The 17,885-nt window shown below is 50.7% G+C and carries 17 protein-coding genes; 16 read left to right on the top strand and 1 reads right to left on the bottom strand.

Going from position 1 to position 17,885, the window contains the following annotated elements; all coding sequences use genetic code 11:
• The first annotated feature begins 330 nt into the window (after positions 1 to 330).
• The 4 genes from BQ5591_RS08635 (at position 331) to BQ5591_RS08620 (ending at position 4,805) form a co-directional block, all read left to right on the top strand.
• Positions 331 to 759 carry a MarR family winged helix-turn-helix transcriptional regulator gene (locus BQ5591_RS08635; protein ID WP_022161796.1) on the top strand — a complete coding sequence of 143 codons (429 nt, stop codon included), beginning with the start codon at positions 331 to 333 and terminating at the stop codon, positions 757 to 759.
• Positions 740 to 2,062 carry a TolC family protein gene (locus BQ5591_RS08630; RefSeq protein WP_071149004.1) on the top strand — a complete coding sequence of 441 codons (1,323 nt, stop codon included), beginning with the start codon at positions 740 to 742 and terminating at the stop codon, positions 2,060 to 2,062. The genes BQ5591_RS08635 and BQ5591_RS08630 overlap by 20 nt, the downstream gene beginning before the upstream one ends.
• Before the next feature lie 71 nt (positions 2,063 to 2,133).
• The gene (locus tag BQ5591_RS08625) at positions 2,134 to 3,204 is read left to right on the top strand and encodes an HlyD family secretion protein (RefSeq protein ID WP_071149003.1); all 1,071 of its coding nucleotides are present in this window, start codon (positions 2,134 to 2,136) and stop codon (positions 3,202 to 3,204) included.
• Entirely contained in the window at positions 3,201 to 4,805 is a 1,605-nt protein-coding gene (locus tag BQ5591_RS08620) for an MFS transporter (RefSeq protein WP_071149002.1), read from the top strand. The genes BQ5591_RS08625 and BQ5591_RS08620 overlap by 4 nt, the downstream gene beginning before the upstream one ends.
• Positions 4,806 to 4,813: 8 nt before the next feature.
• Here BQ5591_RS08620 and BQ5591_RS08615 read toward each other — a convergent pair whose 3' ends face one another.
• Positions 4,814 to 5,674 (bottom strand): patatin-like phospholipase family protein, encoded by an 861-nt coding sequence (locus BQ5591_RS08615; RefSeq protein ID WP_071149001.1) that lies wholly within the window; start codon positions 5,672 to 5,674, stop codon positions 4,814 to 4,816.
• 97 nt (positions 5,675 to 5,771) lie between these two features.
• Here BQ5591_RS08615 and BQ5591_RS08610 point away from each other — a divergent pair, with 97 nt between their 5' ends.
• From BQ5591_RS08610 to BQ5591_RS08555, 12 genes are all read left to right on the top strand, one after another.
• Positions 5,772 to 6,962 carry a C1 family peptidase gene (locus BQ5591_RS08610; RefSeq protein WP_071149391.1) on the top strand — a complete coding sequence of 397 codons (1,191 nt, stop codon included), beginning with the start codon at positions 5,772 to 5,774 and terminating at the stop codon, positions 6,960 to 6,962.
• Between the two features lie 307 nt (positions 6,963 to 7,269).
• On the top strand, positions 7,270 to 7,830 hold the full coding sequence (locus BQ5591_RS08605) for a DUF4251 domain-containing protein (protein WP_022161802.1): 561 nt from the start codon (positions 7,270 to 7,272) through the stop codon (positions 7,828 to 7,830).
• Positions 7,831 to 7,915: 85 nt separating this feature from the next.
• The gene (locus tag BQ5591_RS08600) at positions 7,916 to 8,539 is read left to right on the top strand and encodes a DUF4136 domain-containing protein (RefSeq protein WP_071149000.1); all 624 of its coding nucleotides are present in this window, start codon (positions 7,916 to 7,918) and stop codon (positions 8,537 to 8,539) included.
• Between the two features lie 16 nt (positions 8,540 to 8,555).
• Entirely contained in the window at positions 8,556 to 9,197 is a 642-nt protein-coding gene (locus BQ5591_RS08595; protein WP_071148999.1) for an outer membrane beta-barrel protein, read from the top strand.
• 494 nt (positions 9,198 to 9,691) lie between these two features.
• Positions 9,692 to 10,579: an electron transfer flavoprotein subunit beta/FixA family protein gene (locus BQ5591_RS08590; RefSeq protein WP_071148998.1), complete on the top strand. Its 888-nt coding sequence runs from the start codon at positions 9,692 to 9,694 to the stop codon at positions 10,577 to 10,579.
• A gap of 2 nt (positions 10,580 to 10,581) precedes the next feature.
• Positions 10,582 to 11,037 carry a hypothetical protein gene (locus BQ5591_RS08585; protein WP_071148997.1) on the top strand — a complete coding sequence of 152 codons (456 nt, stop codon included), beginning with the start codon at positions 10,582 to 10,584 and terminating at the stop codon, positions 11,035 to 11,037.
• 10 nt (positions 11,038 to 11,047) lie between these two features.
• Positions 11,048 to 12,067, top strand: coding sequence for an electron transfer flavoprotein subunit alpha/FixB family protein (locus BQ5591_RS08580; RefSeq protein ID WP_071148996.1), 1,020 nt, complete (start codon positions 11,048 to 11,050; stop codon positions 12,065 to 12,067).
• Positions 12,068 to 12,126: 59 nt separating this feature from the next.
• Positions 12,127 to 12,498, top strand: coding sequence for a four helix bundle protein (locus tag BQ5591_RS08575; RefSeq protein ID WP_071148995.1), 372 nt, complete (start codon positions 12,127 to 12,129; stop codon positions 12,496 to 12,498).
• A gap of 81 nt (positions 12,499 to 12,579) precedes the next feature.
• Positions 12,580 to 14,286, top strand: coding sequence for an acyl-CoA dehydrogenase family protein (locus tag BQ5591_RS08570; protein ID WP_071148994.1), 1,707 nt, complete (start codon positions 12,580 to 12,582; stop codon positions 14,284 to 14,286).
• A 187-nt stretch (positions 14,287 to 14,473) separates the two neighbouring features.
• The gene (locus tag BQ5591_RS08565; protein WP_083380907.1) at positions 14,474 to 15,499 is read left to right on the top strand and encodes a C1 family peptidase; all 1,026 of its coding nucleotides are present in this window, start codon (positions 14,474 to 14,476) and stop codon (positions 15,497 to 15,499) included.
• Between the two features lie 34 nt (positions 15,500 to 15,533).
• Positions 15,534 to 16,943, top strand: coding sequence for a hypothetical protein (locus BQ5591_RS08560; RefSeq protein WP_071148992.1), 1,410 nt, complete (start codon positions 15,534 to 15,536; stop codon positions 16,941 to 16,943).
• Between the two features lie 111 nt (positions 16,944 to 17,054).
• Entirely contained in the window at positions 17,055 to 17,828 is a 774-nt protein-coding gene (locus BQ5591_RS08555) for a class I SAM-dependent methyltransferase (protein ID WP_022161811.1), read from the top strand.
• The last annotated feature ends 57 nt before the right edge of the window (positions 17,829 to 17,885 follow it).

The following is a 17,885-nucleotide window of genomic DNA, read 5'->3' as shown; positions in this document are numbered from 1 at the left end:
CGCCTTTTCTTTTCCCGATTTAACCTAGCGCTTTTTGTTTTATCAACTATATCAGCAGTCAGTTTTCGGAAGCTGAACCTTGTTTGAATAGCCACTTTGCTAAATATCGTTCTGACTGGGGTGTCAGTTTTCGATATATTAACGAGAGTTATCCTTATTGCCTTATCCCGTTCATAACTATCTACAATCAATAAAGGTTTTGGCATGTACCGGTACAATAATAGTACTTCCTAATTCATAAAGTTCTCCCTATCTCCCAAAGAAAATAGTCAAACATTTGACTATTTACCGGAGATATACTACCTTTGCGCCCTCCAAAGAATGAGTTTTATGACATCAAGAGATTGTATTCTGCAACTGATACGGACACGTATGGCCTCGCGACAGGCTATGCAAAAGCTGTTGAAACAAAGTGGCGCGGGTATCACTTTCGAAATGCTGCAAATAATGAGTTGTTTGTGGAGCGAACAAGGCATCAGCCAGCAGACACTGGCCGTCCGCACGGCCAAAGACAAGGCCTGCCTGACCAACCTGATGCTGAATCTGGAGCGCAAGGGATACGTATGCCGGCACGAAGATCCGAAAGACCGCCGTAACAAGCTTGTATATCTCACCGAAAAAGGTGAAGAATTCCACCAATGGATTGCCCCCGTACTGACGGCCTACTATGAACGGCTGGAACAGATACTCGGAACCGAGAAACTCAAACAGACCGATGAATTATTAAAAGAGTTGCAACATGCCATTGAAACGTATTAAACTGTTTGCCGCAATCGGATACCTGCTACTTGTGCCCGCCTGTACCTTTGCCCAAGCTACGAACGATACACTCTATCTGAACGTCGACCAACTGTTCGAACAGGCTACCCGCCAGCATCTTCAACTGGCCGCCGACCGTCTGAAAGAACAAATGACCGAAGAACGGACACGGACTGCACGCTCTGCCCGCCTGCCCGAAATCAGCATCGGACTGCGTGGAGGCTTTTTAGGACAGCCTGCCGTATGGAAAAACGGACTGAGCCATCCTACACATCCCGAATCGCCCGACTGGCAGCAAAATTATGCCATAGACTTCAGCCAACCTATCTATCAAGGCGGCAAGATAAAATATGGCATCCGACAGGCCGATCTTCAGCAAGAGATAGCCAGACTGCAAACAGCTACCGACCAGGCGGACATCAAGCTGGCTATGCTGCAGCAATACCTCAGCCTGTTCAGCCTGTACAAACAACACATCGTACTGTGCCGCAACATTGAGGAATCGGAGCGTAGACTGAAAGACATCAGACGCATGAAGGACGAAGGCATCATTACAAACAATGATGTGCTGCGTAGCGAAATGCAACTGACCGATGACCGCCTGGCCGTAACAGAGACAGAGAATGACATCCGGATTGTATCGCAACAGCTGGACATTCTGTTGGGATTGGACGAACACTTGCTCCTGCTCCCCGACACGGCATTGCTCAGCCGCGAATGCAATACAGGTTTGTATGCCGACTACATAGAACAGGCCGAACAGACTGATCCCTCCATGCTTCTGTTGCGCAAGCAAACCGAACTGGCCGAAAACAGCATCAGGCTGACACGTGCCGAACAGTTGCCCCAAGTGTCACTGACTGCATCGAACACGCTGGCCCGACCCGTATCGCGTACGCTGGCCGACATGTACAACAACAGTTGGAACATCGGGCTTTCGTTTTCATATCCTCTGTCGGCACTCTACCGCAACAGACATAAATTGAAAGAAGCCCAACAGAATGTATTGCTGATGCGCAATGCCGAACAGCAGAAAGCCCAAAGCATACGCATGACCATACAAAAAGCACTACTGAAGCATCGCGAAGCAACCGAACGCGTGGAAGCCCTGAAGCTCTCGGTGCGGCAAGCCGAAGAAAACTACCGCATCATGCGAAACCGCTATATGAACCAGCTGGCCATTCTGACCGACTTGCTCGATGCCGACAACCTGCGCCTGAACGCAGAACTGCAACTCACAACAGCACGTACGCAAGTCGTATACACCTATTACGAACTGCAACGTGCAGTGGGAGCATTATAGTTACCGAGCTATCGGGAACATACAGACCGAAACATCCATTACCTAATTTCATTAACCAATCCATAACCACCATGTCTGTACTACAAGCCAAATATAGAAGATTGAAACGCCAAAAGCGGCGCAACATCATCCTTAATATTATATGTATCCTCATAGCCGGTTCCGGACTGACCTGGACCGCCAACTATTTCTGGAGATACATCAATTACGAAATAACCAACGACGCCTTTGTCGATCAGTATATCGCACCCGTAAACATCCGGGTAGGCGGCTACATTCAGGAAGTACGCTTCACCGAACACCAGTTTGTACACAAAGGCGATACACTTGTCGTACTCGACAACCGCGAATACCTGATTCGCCAAAAGGAAGCACAGGCCTCCCTGCTCGATGCGCAAGGTTCACGCGACGTACTGGCCTCGGGCATTCGAACCTCGCACACACATATCGCCGAGCAGGATGCCAATCTGGCCGAAGCGCAAGCCAAATTGTGGCAAGCCGAGCAAGATTATCACCGCTACGAACGTCTGTTAGAAGAAGAATCCGTCCCCGCACAACAGTTCGACCAAGCTAAAGCCAACTACGACGCTGCCCGTGCCCGCTACAATGCCCTCTTACGCCAAAAAGAAGCAGCCAATTCGCAATACGACGAAGCCAACAAGAAGCATGTGAATGCAGAAGCGGGAATCCTGCGTGCCGAAGCAGCTCTCGACCTGGCCAATCTGAACCTTTCGTACACGGTAGTAACCGCGCCCTACGACGGCTATATGGGACGACGCACACTGGAGCCGGGCCAGTACGTCAGTGCCGGACAAACACTTTCGTACATTGTCCGTCAGTCGGACAAATGGATTACTGCCAACTATCGTGAAACCCAGATTGCCAACATCTACATAGGGCAACCCGTACGCATCAAAGTAGACGGCCTGCCCAATCGCATTCTTCACGGACATGTAACAGCCATCTCCGAAGCAACCGGTTCGAAGTACTCGCTCGTACCTACCGACAATTCCGCCGGAAACTTTGTCAAAGTGCAGCAGCGCATCCCCGTACGCATCGACCTGGACGATGTGGACGAAAAAAGCATGAGCCTGCTCCGGGCAGGCATGATGGTAGAAACCGAAGCCTTACGAAAGAAATGAAAACAGCACGCGAACTTGACATTCCTGCCCGGAAATGGGTGCCCGACCGTCTGTCAGTAGCCACCGTCTTTCTGATCATGCTGCCCATCGCCATGCTGAACGGCACGTATACCGGCAGTATGGTAGAAGTATCGAACACGCTGGGCGTCTACACCGAAGACATCACCATCGGCTACTATGCTGCATCGGCAGGCATGGCCATAGCCTACCCCATCGTACCCAAAATTCTGGGAGCATTGTCCGGCAAATCGCTGCTCCTCATCGACCTTACACTCCAATTCTTTCTCAGCTGGTTCTGTGCCCGTCAGGCCAACATCGAATTGTTGATAGCCGCCAGTTTCATCATCGGATTTCTGAAAGGCTTCCTCATGCTTTGGATTATCCGGCGCATCAAGTTCATCTTCAGCCCGAAAGACATCCGAAGCGAATTCTATGCCTACTTCTATCCGCTGGTATTCGGTGGCGGACAACTTTCGATGGTCATCACGGCCCTGCTGGCCTATCATTACGACTGGAAATACATGTACTACTTCATGATGTTGCTTCTGCTGGTGGCCATCCTGGCTGTCATTCTGTTCTTCCGTCAGGACCGTCCTTCGCGCCCTATTCCCTGGAAAGAACTGCATCCGCGCGAGATGCTCATCATCTCTACCGGCCTTCTGATGCTTATCTACGTCATCACTTACGGCAAGACGCTCGACTGGATGGCCTCTACCCGCATCTGTATCTATATTGTAATCGCTCCGCTGCTGATAGCCCTCTTTCTTTGGGAACAGTTCCATTCCTCACATCCGTTTGTCAGTCTGAAGCCATTGTTCCAGTGGAAAGCCATTGTAGGATATTTCTATATGATGATGGTCATGTTCTTCAGTACTTCCACAAGTCTGATCACCAGCTACCTGACAACCATTCTGCGTGTTGACACCACTCACACCTATACCCTCTACATCTGGCTGTTGCCGGGCTATATGTTAGGAGCTTTCATCTGTTTCTGGTGGTTCAGGTGGCAACGGTGGCGGTTTCGTTTTCTCATAGCCGGTGGCATGGCCTGTTTTGCCCTGTTCTTCGGGATGCTTTATTTCGGCATCTCGCCCGACAGTACCTACGAGATGCTTTACCTGCCGATGTTTCTTCGCGGATTGGGTATGCTGACACTTATCATAGCCTTCGCCCTGTTTGCTGTCGAGGACATGCCACCGAAACTTCTGTTGTCGAATGCTTTTTTCCTCATTTTTTTCCGCTCGGTGCTGACGCCGGTCGCCGCATCTGCCTTTTACAGCAACATGCTCTACCACCTACAACAGAAATATATGGTAGAGCTGTCCGAGTCGCTCACAGCCACCGATCCGTTGGCAGCCGTCCGGTGGCAATCTACATTAAGCAGCAGTCTGGCACAAGGACATGGCATAGACGAAGCTATGCAGCTGGCTACAAATACCCTCTATAACGTATTACAGCAACAGGGCACTCTGCTGGCACTGAAGCATATTCTGGGATGGCTCTTTATCGTTACGCTGGTCATTGCCATCGTTTCGCGCTTCATTCCATTCCATAAAACGGTACGCGTGCCGGTTATCCATACGGGAGAAGACATGGTGTAAGCCCCCTTTTACGGATGCGAGGTCACTTCTTCGAGTTCCATACCGCATCGGTAACCTTCCTCGTAAAGTGCCAGAAGTTTTTTAGTGTCGCGTTCAATGCGGTCTACCTCAACAGGCCGCACGGGGCGTATCACAATGACTTCGCCTTGTTCTTCCAGTTTTTCCACCTGTTCCAGCTGTTCGTTGTAGAGTAGGCTACGGCGGTTGATGGCCGCACGCAGCAAAGGATATTCTTTGTAAATGAAACGGGGTACACGTGTTCCCTGAATTTTCTTGCGGTATCCCCGGTTGCGAGTCAGCACAACCACGTTTTTACGACACCCGTCGGCACGTGCCCGCAACAAGGGAATGCTGTCAACAATACCACCATCCAGCATCGGGATGCCGTCCACTCTGGCTATCGGACAGACAAACGGCAAACTGCTCGAAGCACGCACAATGTCTATCACCCGTTCCTTGTTTTTCTTCTCTTCCAGGTAGTTGGCCTCACCCGTCAGGCAATTGGTTGTCACCATGACGTAACGGGCCGGATTGTTGAAATAGGCCTGATAGTCATAAGGCAGAATACGTTCGGGAAAGTCGTGAAACAGCAGGTCAAAATCCATAATATTGTGCTTGCGCAACAGATACTTCAGACCGATATAATGATACTTCTCCAACAGATCAATATTGCTGAACTTGGCCCTTCCGCGCTGCCCCGACATGTAGGAAAGTCCGTTGCATGCCCCGGCACTGACCCCTATGACATACGGAAAACGGATGCCCCGGTCCATAAAGCTGTCGAGCACGCCGCAGGTAAACACGCCACGCATGCCTCCACCTTCGAGCACCAGTCCCGTACTGGTGTCTATCTGTATTGTTTTCTTCATATATTCATTTGAATTAACGCTCAAAGATAGCTTTTGTTAGCGATATTCTCACTATCTTTGCCATCGGTAACAGAATTTTCCAACTAATTTAATCATGATGAAAAAAACTATCCTCATTGCCGCACTGGCTCTCGTAGCCTTCGACATGTCGGCCAAGAAGAAGACCGAACCCAAAGAAGAGGGTTTCGTGTTCACCACAGTTAAAGAAAACCCCATCACCAGTATCAAGAACCAGAACCGTTCGAGCACGTGTTGGAGCTTCTCCAGCCTCGGATTCCTGGAAAGCGAACTGTTGCGTCTGGGCAAAGGTACTTACGACCTTTCCGAGATGTTCGTCGTTCACCACACGATGGTCGACCGTGCAGTTAACTACGTACGCTACCACGGCGATGCTTCTTTCTCGCCGGGCGGAAGCTTTTACGACATCATGTACTGTATGAAGAATTACGGTCTTGTACCCCAGGAAGCCATGCCGGGCATCATGTACGGCGACTCTCTGCCTGTACACAACGAACTGGATGCCGTAGCCGGAGCTTATGTACAAGCCATCGGTAAAGGAAACTTCAGCAAGCTGACTCCGGTCTGGAAGAACGGCATCAGCGCCATCTACGATACTTATCTGGGCAAATGCCCCGAAACGTTTACTTATCAGGGCAAGCAATACACTCCGAAGAGCTTTGCCGAAAGCCTGGGCATCAATCCGGACGACTATGTATCACTGACTTCGTACACACACCATCCGTTCTACACTCAGTTCTCTATCGAAATCCAGGACAACTGGCGCAACGGTCTGTCCTACAACCTGCCGATTGACGAACTGATGGCTGTTATGGACAACGCCATCCGCACAGGCTACACCTTTGCCTGGGGTAGCGACGTAAGCGAACAGGGCTTTACCCGCGACGGTATCGCCGTAATGCCCGACGCAGCACGCGGTGCCGAACTGACCGGTTCGGACATGGCACGCTGGACAGGCATGACTGCTGCCGACAAGCGCAAGGAGCTGACCAGCAAACCGCTGCCCGAAGTCAACGTTACTCAGGAAATGCGTCAGACAGCTTTCGACAACTGGGAAACTACCGACGACCACGGCATGGTAATCTACGGTATTGCCAAGGATCAGAACGGAAAAGAGTATTTCATGGTGAAGAACTCTTGGGGACTGAGCGGCAAGTACAAAGGTATCTGGTATGCATCGAAAGCTTTCGTAGCATACAAGACTATGAACATCCTGGTACACAAGGATGCTGTGCCTGCCGAAATCAAAGCTAAACTGGGAATCAAATAACTTCCCTTACAACTGACTTAATACAGCAACGGGCTTCCACCAAGTGGAGGCCCGTTTTGTTTTCAGCCCTATACACCACCACTTCAGCACGCTTTTCGTACGGCTCGGCAACTACTGCACTGCGGCTATGTTAACGTTTGCTATCTTTATCCCGGAAAAAGCATTCCAGCAGTGTTTAAAGATTAAAAAAGGATAAAGAGAACAGTTCTTAAACATTATTAATCAAACACTAAGCAGTAAAAGCTGATTCAATTTGTTTTATAAACAGACAAGCAAAAAATAAAGCCTAACTTAAAAAACCAGAATTATGAAAAAGTTGACTCTAATGATGACAATGTTCCTGCTTCTATTGGCAGGAAGTGCCGCAGCACAACAAGAACAAGAAAGAGAATTGACGAAAGCCGAAAAGAAAGCATTGCAGGAGCACATCGACAGCCTGCTGTTTGTCGAAGCCGAACAGGCACTCGAAAACCGTGCCTTCACCCTCGAAGCCGACAGGGTAGTATTCAAATACGGTCAAACCGCCTACGTGACTTCCAACACCAACTTCGTATCCGTCAAAGACAAGCGAGCCGTCGTACAGGTGGCGTTCAACATACCGGTAAGCGGTCCCAACGGACTGGGAGGCGTAACGGTAGAAGGCAGCTTCTCGGACTACGACTTGCGTAAAGACAAGAAAGGGAACCTTAATCTGTCCATCAACGTCATGGGTACCGGCATTTCGGCCCGCGTAGACATCACGCTCTACAAAGGAAGCAATAAGGCATCCGTAAACATTACCCCCAACTTCAACTCCAACCGCATGACGCTCAACGGCTTCATCGTGCCCATCGAGAAAAGTACCGTATTCAAAGGACGCTCCCTCTGATGCAGAAGAACGGATAAGCAAACTTATTCGGGAAAGCCCCATCCGTACGGGCTTTCCTTCACCATAGAAAATAAACCAGAAGATTATGAAAAAGATTTTGTTATTGGCCTGCATGGCATTAGCCATAATGTCATGCGAGAAAGATCCGGATATGGACCAACTGGACAACGACATGGTAGTCTACACCGACTATGACAATGAAGCCGACTTCGGCAAGTTTCAAACTTACTTCCTGCCCGACAGCATTCTCGAAGCCGGGACCTACCGTGCCACCTACTGGAAAGACGAGAACGCCCAGAAGCTGATTAAAGCCATCGAAAGCGCCATGAACAGCCGTGGATATCAACGCATCACCGACCCCGAACAGAAAGACGAGGCCGACTTGGGCGTACAGCTGTCGTACATCGAACAGACCACCCACATCGTAAGCGGCGGTTACTGGAACGGATGGTGGGACTACGGCTACTGGGGTCCCTGGTGGGGAGGCTGGTACTACCCCTACACCGTGAGCTACAGCTACGACACCAACACACTGGTGATGGAAATGATAGACCTGTCGGACAATGGCACCGAGAATGCCAAACTGCCCGTCATCTGGTACGCCAACGCTTCGGGCTACCAGTACAACTCCTGGTACAACATCCAGCTGATGACCGATGCCATCGGACAGGCTTTCGAACAGTCACCCTATATCCAATCCAACAAATAAGAAACGGAGGTAAACAATGAAAACATATATCAAAACTCTGATGAAAACCCTGACGCTGGCTTCCTGCCTTATCCTGGGCATCAACCAGCAAGCCAACGCACAATGCAACCCCGAACGTAGGGCGCACCTCATTGTAGACTGGCAGATGAACGCCCCGCTGAACACCGACTTTGCCGATAAGATAAGCGGCTGGGGAATGAACTTCGAAGGCTTGTATGACATCACACCCCGACTTTCGGCGGGTGCCTTCGTATCGTTTCACACCAATCACCAATACGTCGGCCGGCAGACACTGCAACTTTCGCCAACCGAAAGCCTTACGACCGACCAGCAACGGTCGGCCTTCCAGTTGCCTTTCGGAGCCGCCGTCAACTACGCACTCTGCACACACTCGCAAGTGTGCCCCTATGTAGGTGCCAAGCTGGGAGCCATGTTTGCCCGCAACACCACCTACTTCGGCACACGCGGCCTCTACGACAAGGCATGGGGCTTCTATGCCTCGCCCGAAGTCGGCCTGAAAATCTACCCCACGAAACAGAAGAACTGGGGATTCCACCTGGCCGGCTACTACAGCTATGCCACCAACCGTACGGCCACACTGACCGGCGACATCGAAGGTCAGAACAACGCAGGATTCCGCCTCGGTATCATCTTCTGACCGTCCGTCCGACTGTTTTAAACCAGTAATAGATTCCTTTAAAGCAATGCCCGCACTTCCCCTATTGACGAGGAAGGCGGGCATTTTGCATATCCAAAGCCAGTACCGCCTTGCCCATACTACCACCATACGTAGCACTTACGCGTGGCCTTTCTATGTTCTTTCCCTTACTTACGTTTCATCTCGCGCCGCGAGATATACATCCCGCGTGCTGAAATGTGCATCCCGCGCGCCGGGATATACATCCCGGCAGCCAAGACGTAAGCCAAACGCCGGAAATATACCAAGCAGAGTACTACAAGGAACCAAAGAAATTGCTCAGTTCCATCTGCTTTGTGCATTTTCTGCTCCTATTTCTTGCCAAACCCGACACTTTCAGTAAATTTGCAAGCTGATAGCCAATTGCATATCCTGACAGGACAGGCCCCCAACCCTCCTGCCGGCATTGGCTCTGACAAAAGATAAATACTTATACTAATTATTTATTTAATATCATGAGTTTGAAAATCGTAGTATTGGCAAAACAAGTGCCCGACACACGCTGTGTGGGCAAGGATGCCATGAACGCCGACGGTACCATCAACCGTGCGGCCCTTCCGGCCATCTTCAATCCGGAAGACCTCAATGCGCTGGAGCAGGCGCTCCGCCTGAAAGACGCACACCCGGGATCGACCGTCACCATGCTCACCATGGGACCGGGACGTGCAGCCGAAATCATTCGTGAAGGACTTTACCGCGGTGCCGACGGCGGTTATCTGCTGACCGACCGCGCCTTTGCCGGTGCCGACACACTGGCCACATCGTATGCCCTGGCCACAGCCATCCGCAAAATCGGCGAGTATGACATCATCGTCGGCGGTCGTCAGGCCATCGACGGCGATACAGCACAGGTAGGCCCGCAAGTAGCCGAAAAGCTGGGCTTGCCACAAATAACGTATGTAGAAGAAATTGAGGAAGTGAAAGACGGACGCATCCGCGTGAAACGCCACATCGACGGCGGCGTGGAGACCGTAGAAGGTCCGCTGCCCATCGTGCTCACCGTAAACGGTAGCGCCGCTCCCTGCCGTCCGCGCAACGCCAAACTGGTACAAAAGTACAAACGTGCCATGGGTGGACAGGAGAAAGCAGCCCTGACCAAAGACGGCAACACACTGCCCTATGCTTCGCTCTACGAGCAACGCCCCTACCTGAACATCACGGAGTGGAGCGTGGCCGACGTCAACGGCGACACCAAGCAATGCGGCCTCAGCGGCTCGCCCACCAAGGTGAAGAAGATCGAAAACATCGTCTTCCAGGCCAAAGAAAGCAAGACCCTGACCGGCAGCGACGCAGATGTAGAGAACCTGATTGTAGAACTGATTGCAAATCATACGATTGGGTAACTATGGATAATTTAAAATTCAATAAGACAACTTTTATAATGGCTCCCAAAATTCTTAGGACACCAGCGCCATTAATATCTGATAGTTTTGTTGGACTATACACAAAATTACCCAAAAGTTATTCTACTAATGAAATTTATCTCGCATATAAATTCAAAGATAAACAAGAACGTAAAAGAATTGATGACATATTATTCAATACACAATACTTCTTTAATAAAGTTATGAAATGCTCTAAAGGCATTAGTTATGACTTTTATATATTCCAAATAGGAAATTGTTTTGATAAAGATAGCGAAATTGAACAAATTAAAAGAGGTGGTACTTTGTTATTCACATTTGATGATTACTTCCCCATATTTTGTTTTTGGGATGGATATTTAAATAAAAATTTAGATTTTAATAACTTCCGAATTCCCAATTGTATTGAAACTTTTTACGAAGATGATGAATTTTAGCAATTGAACTATGAACAACGTATTTGTATATTGTGAGATGGACGGCTGCCATGTTGCCGACGTCAGTCTCGAACTTTTGACCAAAGGCCGCAAGCTGGCCAACGAGCTGGGCTGCCAACTGGAAGCCATCTGCGCCAGCACCGGCCTCGAAGGTGTGGAAAAACAAGTGTTGCCTTTCGGCGTGGACCGCGTACACGTGTTCGACGCTCCGGGCCTCTTCCCCTATACTTCCCTGCCCCACACTTCCATCCTCGTCAACCTGTTCAAGGAAGAGAAGCCTCAGATCTGCCTGATGGGTGCTACTGTCATCGGCCGTGACCTCGGCCCGCGTGTATCTTCAGCCCTGACCAGTGGACTGACCGCCGACTGTACACAGCTGGAAATCGGTAGCCACGAGGACAAGAAGCTTGGCAAGACTTACGAAAACCTGCTCTACCAGATCCGTCCTGCTTTCGGTGGTAATATCGTGGCCACCATCGTCAACCCCGAACACCGTCCGCAGATGGCTACCGTTCGCGAAGGCGTGATGAAGAAAGAAATCCTCGACGAGAACTATCAGGGCGAAGTGATCTGCCACGACGTGGCCAAGTACGTGCCCGAAACAGATTACGTAGTGAAAGTCATCGATCGCCACGTAGAAAAGGCAAAACACAACCTGAAGGGCGCTCCCATCGTAGTGGCCGGAGGATATGGCATGGGTTCGAAGGAAGGCTTCGACATGCTGTTCGAACTGGCCAAGGAACTCCACGCCGAAGTAGGTGCCAGCCGTGCCGCCGTCGACGCCGGCTTTGCCGACCACGACCGTCAGATTGGCCAGACCGGTGTTACGGTTCATCCCAAACTGTACATCGCCTGCGGTATCTCCGGCCAGATCCAGCACATCGCCGGCATGCAGGATGCGGGTATCATCATCTCCATCAACAACGACGAGAATGCCCCCATCAACTCCATCGCCGACTATGTCATCAATGGAACGGTGGAAGAGGTAATTCCTAAAATGATTAAGTATTATAAGAAGAACAGTAAGTAATGGTATTCTAAGGAATTAAGGAGTTAAGAAGTTAAGGAGTTAAGCCAATAGTTTTACTTATGACCCAAAGTTTTAAAGACCTCATTGTTTGGCAAAAAGCGCATCAGTTTGTACTGAATGTTTATAAAAACACCGCTGCTTACCCTGCACACGAACGATTCGGTTTAGTGTCTCAGTTCCAGCGAGCGGCAGTTTCTATTCCCGCCAACATCGTCGAGGGCTTTAAAAAGATGGGGAGAGCAGATAAACTCCGTTTTCTGAACATTGCACAAGGCAGCCTGGAAGAATGCAGATACTACATACTCCTTTCTAAAGATTTAAATTACATTACTGAAAACAGCTATATACAATTAACTGGGAGCATAGAAGAAGTGAGTAAATTGCTGAATGCTTATTGTAAAAGTGTCACTAATAAACGCTTCGAGGATTAAGAAATAAGGAGAAGCAGAATTTAAACATTCGGCTTAACTCCTTAACTCCTTAACTCCTTAACTCCCCTAAATAAAAAGACTATGCCCAATTTTTATACTGAACATCCGGAATTGCGCTTCCATCTGAACAATCCATTGATGGAACGCATTTGCGAACTTAAAGAGCGCAATTATAGAGATAAAGATGAGTACGACTACGCGCCGCAGGACTATGCCGACGCTATGGACTCATACGACAAAGTATTGGAAATCACCGGCGAGATTACCGGCGAAGTGATTGCCGCCAACGCAGAAGGCGTAGACGCAGAAGGTCCTCATTGTGCCAACGGCCGTGTGGAATATGCCAGCGGTACGAAGCAGAACCTCGACGCTATGGTGAAGGCTGGCCTGAACGGTATGACCATGCCGCGCCGCTACGGTGGTCTCAACTTCCCCATCACTCCCTACACCATGTGTGCGGAGATCGTGGCTCAGGCCGATGCCGGTTTCGGCAACATCTGGTCGTTGCAGGACTGTATCGAAACGCTGTACGAATTCGGTAACGAAGACCAGCACAGCCGTTTCATCCCCCGCATCTGCGCCGGCGAAACCATGTCCATGGACCTGACTGAGCCCGATGCCGGCTCCGACCTGCAGAGCGTCATGTTGAAAGCTACTTACGACGAAGCCAATCAGTGCTGGCGTCTGAACGGCGTGAAGCGATTCATCACCAACGGCGACGCTGACCTGCACCTCGTACTGGCCCGTTCCGAAGAAGGTACACACGACGGCCGCGGCCTCTCCATGTTCATCTACGACAAGCGCGACGGCGGTGTGGACGTACGCCGCATCGAAAACAAGCTCGGTATCCACGGTTCCCCCACCTGCGAATTGGTTTACAAGAATGCCAAGGCCGAACTTTGCGGCGACCGCAAGCTGGGTTTGATCAAGTATGTGATGGCGCTGATGAACGGTGCCCGTCTGGGTATCGCCGCACAGTCAGTCGGACTCAGTCAGGCAGCCTACGACGAAGGTCTGGCCTACGCCAAGGACCGCAAGCAGTTTGGCAAAGCCATCATCGAGTTCCCCGCCGTTTACGATATGCTGTCCACAATGAAAGCCAAGCTTGATGCCGGCCGCTCGCTGCTCTACCAGACATCGCGCTACGTCGATATCTACAAGGCCCTGGACGACATCGCCCGCGAACGCAAGCTGACTCCCGAAGAACGTCAGGAACAGAAACGCTTCGCCAAGATGGCTGATGCCTTCACTCCGCTGGCCAAGGGTATGAACTCCGAATATGCCAACCAGAACGCTTACGACTGTATCCAGATTCACGGTGGTTCGGGCTTCATGATGGAGTATGCCTGCCAACGCATTTACCGCGATGCCCGCATCACCAGCATCTACGAAGGTACCACCCAATTGCAGACGGTGGCCGCCATCCGCTACGTGACAAACGGCACTTACGCCTCCATCCTGCACGAATACGAACAAATCCCGTGCAGCGAGGCCATGCAACCCCTGATGGACCGCGTGAAGGAAATGACCAACAAACTCGAAGCCTGCACTGCTGCCGTAAAGGAAGCCCAGAACCAGGAATTGCTCGACTTCACCGCACGCCGCCTCTACGAGATGGCAGCCGACTGCGTGATGTCGCAGCTCATCATCCAGGATGCTACAAAGGCTCCCGAACTCTTCGCCCAATCGGCACAGGTTTATGTCAACTACGCCGAAGCCGAAGTAGAAAAGCACTTCAACTTCATCCGTAAGTTCAAGGCCGAAGAGCTGGAAAGCTATCACAAGTAATCCAGAAGGATTTCAACATACTATATATAAGGAAGAGATTATTCCTGCCAAAGGGAATAGTCTCTTTCTTTTTTCTAACCACACAATTCACAAAAATAATAACCCAGAACTTACCTAATACTCCTTTAAAAAGCCGATATTTGCACCCAAATATTCAATCTGAAAAGAATAAATCCGATACAGAGCCATGAAAACCCATTATATCTTTCTCTCGGTCCTTCTCAGTATGCTGATGACAACCGGCTGTCAATGGACCTCCAAGCCGACGGCGCCCGAACTGACGTTCCACAACGAATGCCTTAGCCCCCTGCCCGCTCCGCCCCGCAATCAGGGACAAGCAGAAAGTTGCTGGGGATACTCTATGACCGCCCGTCTGGAAAATCTGCTGATGCAACGCAGCGATACAATTGCCCTTTCCCCCTGGTTCATCACACGGAAAGCCTACGAAGAAGCTGCCCTCCGCGCCTGGCAGGACAAGGCCCGCAAGGTTTCTATCCGTGGAATGGGACATACCTTTCTATCACTGGCCGGACGCTATGGCATTGTTCCGCAAGACGAATATCCCTGCCGCCCGCGTACCCGACTGAAAGATATGAACCGCGAACTGGCTGACTTACTGAAACAACACCGCAAAGATACGGACAGCGGTAAACAGTTCCTGCAAGAAGTCAACGCCATACTCGACCGCTACATGGGTACACTGCCCGAACGAGTAGGGAGAGACAGTCTCTCTTTGTCGCCACTGGAATATTACCACCGACTGACCGCCGGCATGCCCGACGTAAAACGCCTGACCAGTTTCCAATACACGCCTTATAACCAAGAACTGGTGCTGGACTATCCTGATAACTACGAACGGAAAAGCTTCATGAACCTGCCCCTCGACTCACTCTGCCGCATAGCCGAACAGACAGTGAAGAAAGGCGGCACCGTAGTATGGGAAGGCGACACAAGCAACAACGGCTTCTACTGGCGCGAAGGATTGGCCATCTGGCACGATGCACCCGTCAGTCCCGACGACCGCGAAAACAATTACCGCCGTGGCCATTTGGACGACAACCACACCTTGCTGCTTGTAGGATGGGCAACGGACAACGAAGGCCGTCCCTACTTCGTGGCACAGAACTCGTGGGGAACGAACAACCGCTATCACGGACTGATGTACATGAGCCTCGACTACTTCCGGATGTGGACTGTAGCTCTGTTCCTCTAGGTAATACTTCCATTCACACCAACAACACCTTAACATGAGAATCAAGAACTGCAAGCCTGCAATTATCCCCGTTTTGTTTCTGCTTCTGCTGACACAAGCCTGCAACTTGCGTCCACGCCCCGATGTAGAAGACATATTCGAACAAGCTACCGAAATGCAGAGAAACAAACGTCCGACCGAAGCAATGGCCCTGTACTACGAGGTACTGAGCCGGACAGACGATCCACACATCCAATCACGCAGTTATTATAACTTGGGAAGCATTTATTTGTGGGACAGAGTTTTCGATAAAGCCGCCGATGCTTATACCCAGGCTTACCAACGGGATTCGCTATTGTGTGACACGTCGGACATGGTCAAGACATTGGAAGCCCTTGGCACCATACGACATATCTTAGGAGACAGCATCGGAAATATCCGCTTATATAACCGTGCTATCCACCTGGCCCGACTGATTAAGGACTCGGTCAACTTAGCCGAAATCTATCGTCTGCACGGCTGGCACTTTCTGGAGAAAAACAATTTCGACTCGGCTGCCTTTTATACCCGCCTCAGCATGGACTTCAGCCAAAAGCCGGCCAAACTCTATGCCACACTGGCCGAAATCCACCGACATCGGTTCGACGTAGATTCTGCCCGTTATTACTTCAACTTAGGCATCCATGCACCCGACACCAAGGACCGTATGACCAGTCTGATGCTGAGCGCCCAACTGGAACATCACCTGGGAAACGACTCGACAGCCTATAACCAACTACTGACCTATACCCTATCTGCCGACACTCTATACGCCCAACAAAAGACTCTCGAAATAGAAAAACTGGCCTACCAGCACGAAGCCGAACTGAAAATCCGTCAGGTAGAAGAGCGCCACCGGCTCTACATCGGTTTGGGCATACTTGCACTGACTGTGGCCGCAAGTGCTTTCCTCCTCGCCCTGCAAAACCAGCGGCGCAAGAAACGGGAAGAACAACTGAAGTACGAAGCTGCCCTACAAGGACTCAACGAAAAAATAGCTTTGCTGAAGGATAACCTGAACGCAAACGACCGCGAACGCGAAGCACTGCTGCAACACACCGAGGAACAGATTGCCCACCTGCGAGCCGTGACCCTGAAACGCACTGCTATTGGCCGCCGCGTCATCCTGCTGGCCGAACAAGACAGCAAAGACAAGCGCAATGTTCGCGTACTGACCGAGAAGGAACAGACCGAATTGCGAAAAGCCGTAACCGACATCTACGCCGATGAAACCGCCCGCCTGAAAGAACGCTATCCGCGCCTTACCGAAGGCGACCTGCTCTATCACTGTCTGGCATCGGCAGGCTTCGGAACGTTTGCCATTGCCCTCTGCTTTGGCAATACGGATACAGGCATCGTAGCCCAGCGCAAACGACGCATGAAACTACGCATGGAAGCAACCGGAAACGAAATGTCATGCAAATAGTTCATAATATACTGAAATACAGCATTTAGCAGAATTATCATGTCATCCGTTTCTTTTCGTCTGCCATAGATTAGCCCGTAACTTTGCTGCATCATCAAAACCAAAAACAACATGCAGCAAAGACATCAAAACAGAGAACTCTACTTCCGCGAGCAGGTACAGACCTGCCGCCTTCACTACATTCCCTATGTGCAATCCTTTATCCGCATCACGTCCCAAACTCGTGTATTGGAAATAGGATGCGGCGAAGGTGGCAATCTTCTGCCTTTCGCACAAGCCGGTTGCCGGGTGACAGGCATCGACCTGGCTACCACGCGTATTGAAGAGGCACGCCGTTTCTTCCGTCAGGCCGAAGCAAAAGGTACTTTCCTAGCTGCCGACATCTTGCAATATGCACCAGTGACAAAAGAAACCTTCGACCTTATCCTGATGCACGACGTCATCGAGCACATTGCAGACAAAGGGCAGTTGCTCGCCGCTATCAAGCATCTCCTGTCGCCCGGCGGCCTCCTTTTTATCGCCTTTCCTGCCTGGCAGATGCCCTTCGGTGGCCACCAGCAGATTTGCCATCATACCCTGCTTGCCCACTTGCCCTTCATCCATCTGTTGCCACGAGTAGCCTATCGAGGACTGCTCCGTCTGGCTGGTGAACCCCAAGGTGGCATCAACGAACTGATGAACATCCGTCGTACACGTACCACCATCGAGCAATTCGAGAAACTGGCCCGCCAGCACTACCGGATTGCCGACCGACAGCTGTGGTTCATCAATCCGCACTACGAAACCAAATTCCACCTGTACCCCCGCAAACTGTGGAAGCCGCTCAGCCGTTTTCCCATACTGCGCGGTTTCTTCTCCACCTCCTGCTGGTATCTGCTGAAATAAAAGGAAATACAGAAACGACATTACCCGGACTATCACAGTGCATTAATCTGTGAAAAT

It is taken from the genome of Bacteroides ndongoniae (assembly GCF_900108345.1).
Taxonomy (GTDB): Bacteria; Bacteroidota; Bacteroidia; order Bacteroidales; family Bacteroidaceae; genus Bacteroides; species Bacteroides ndongoniae.
Note: the sequence above shows the minus strand (reverse complement) of the source record. Positions and strands in the feature narration are given on the sequence as shown.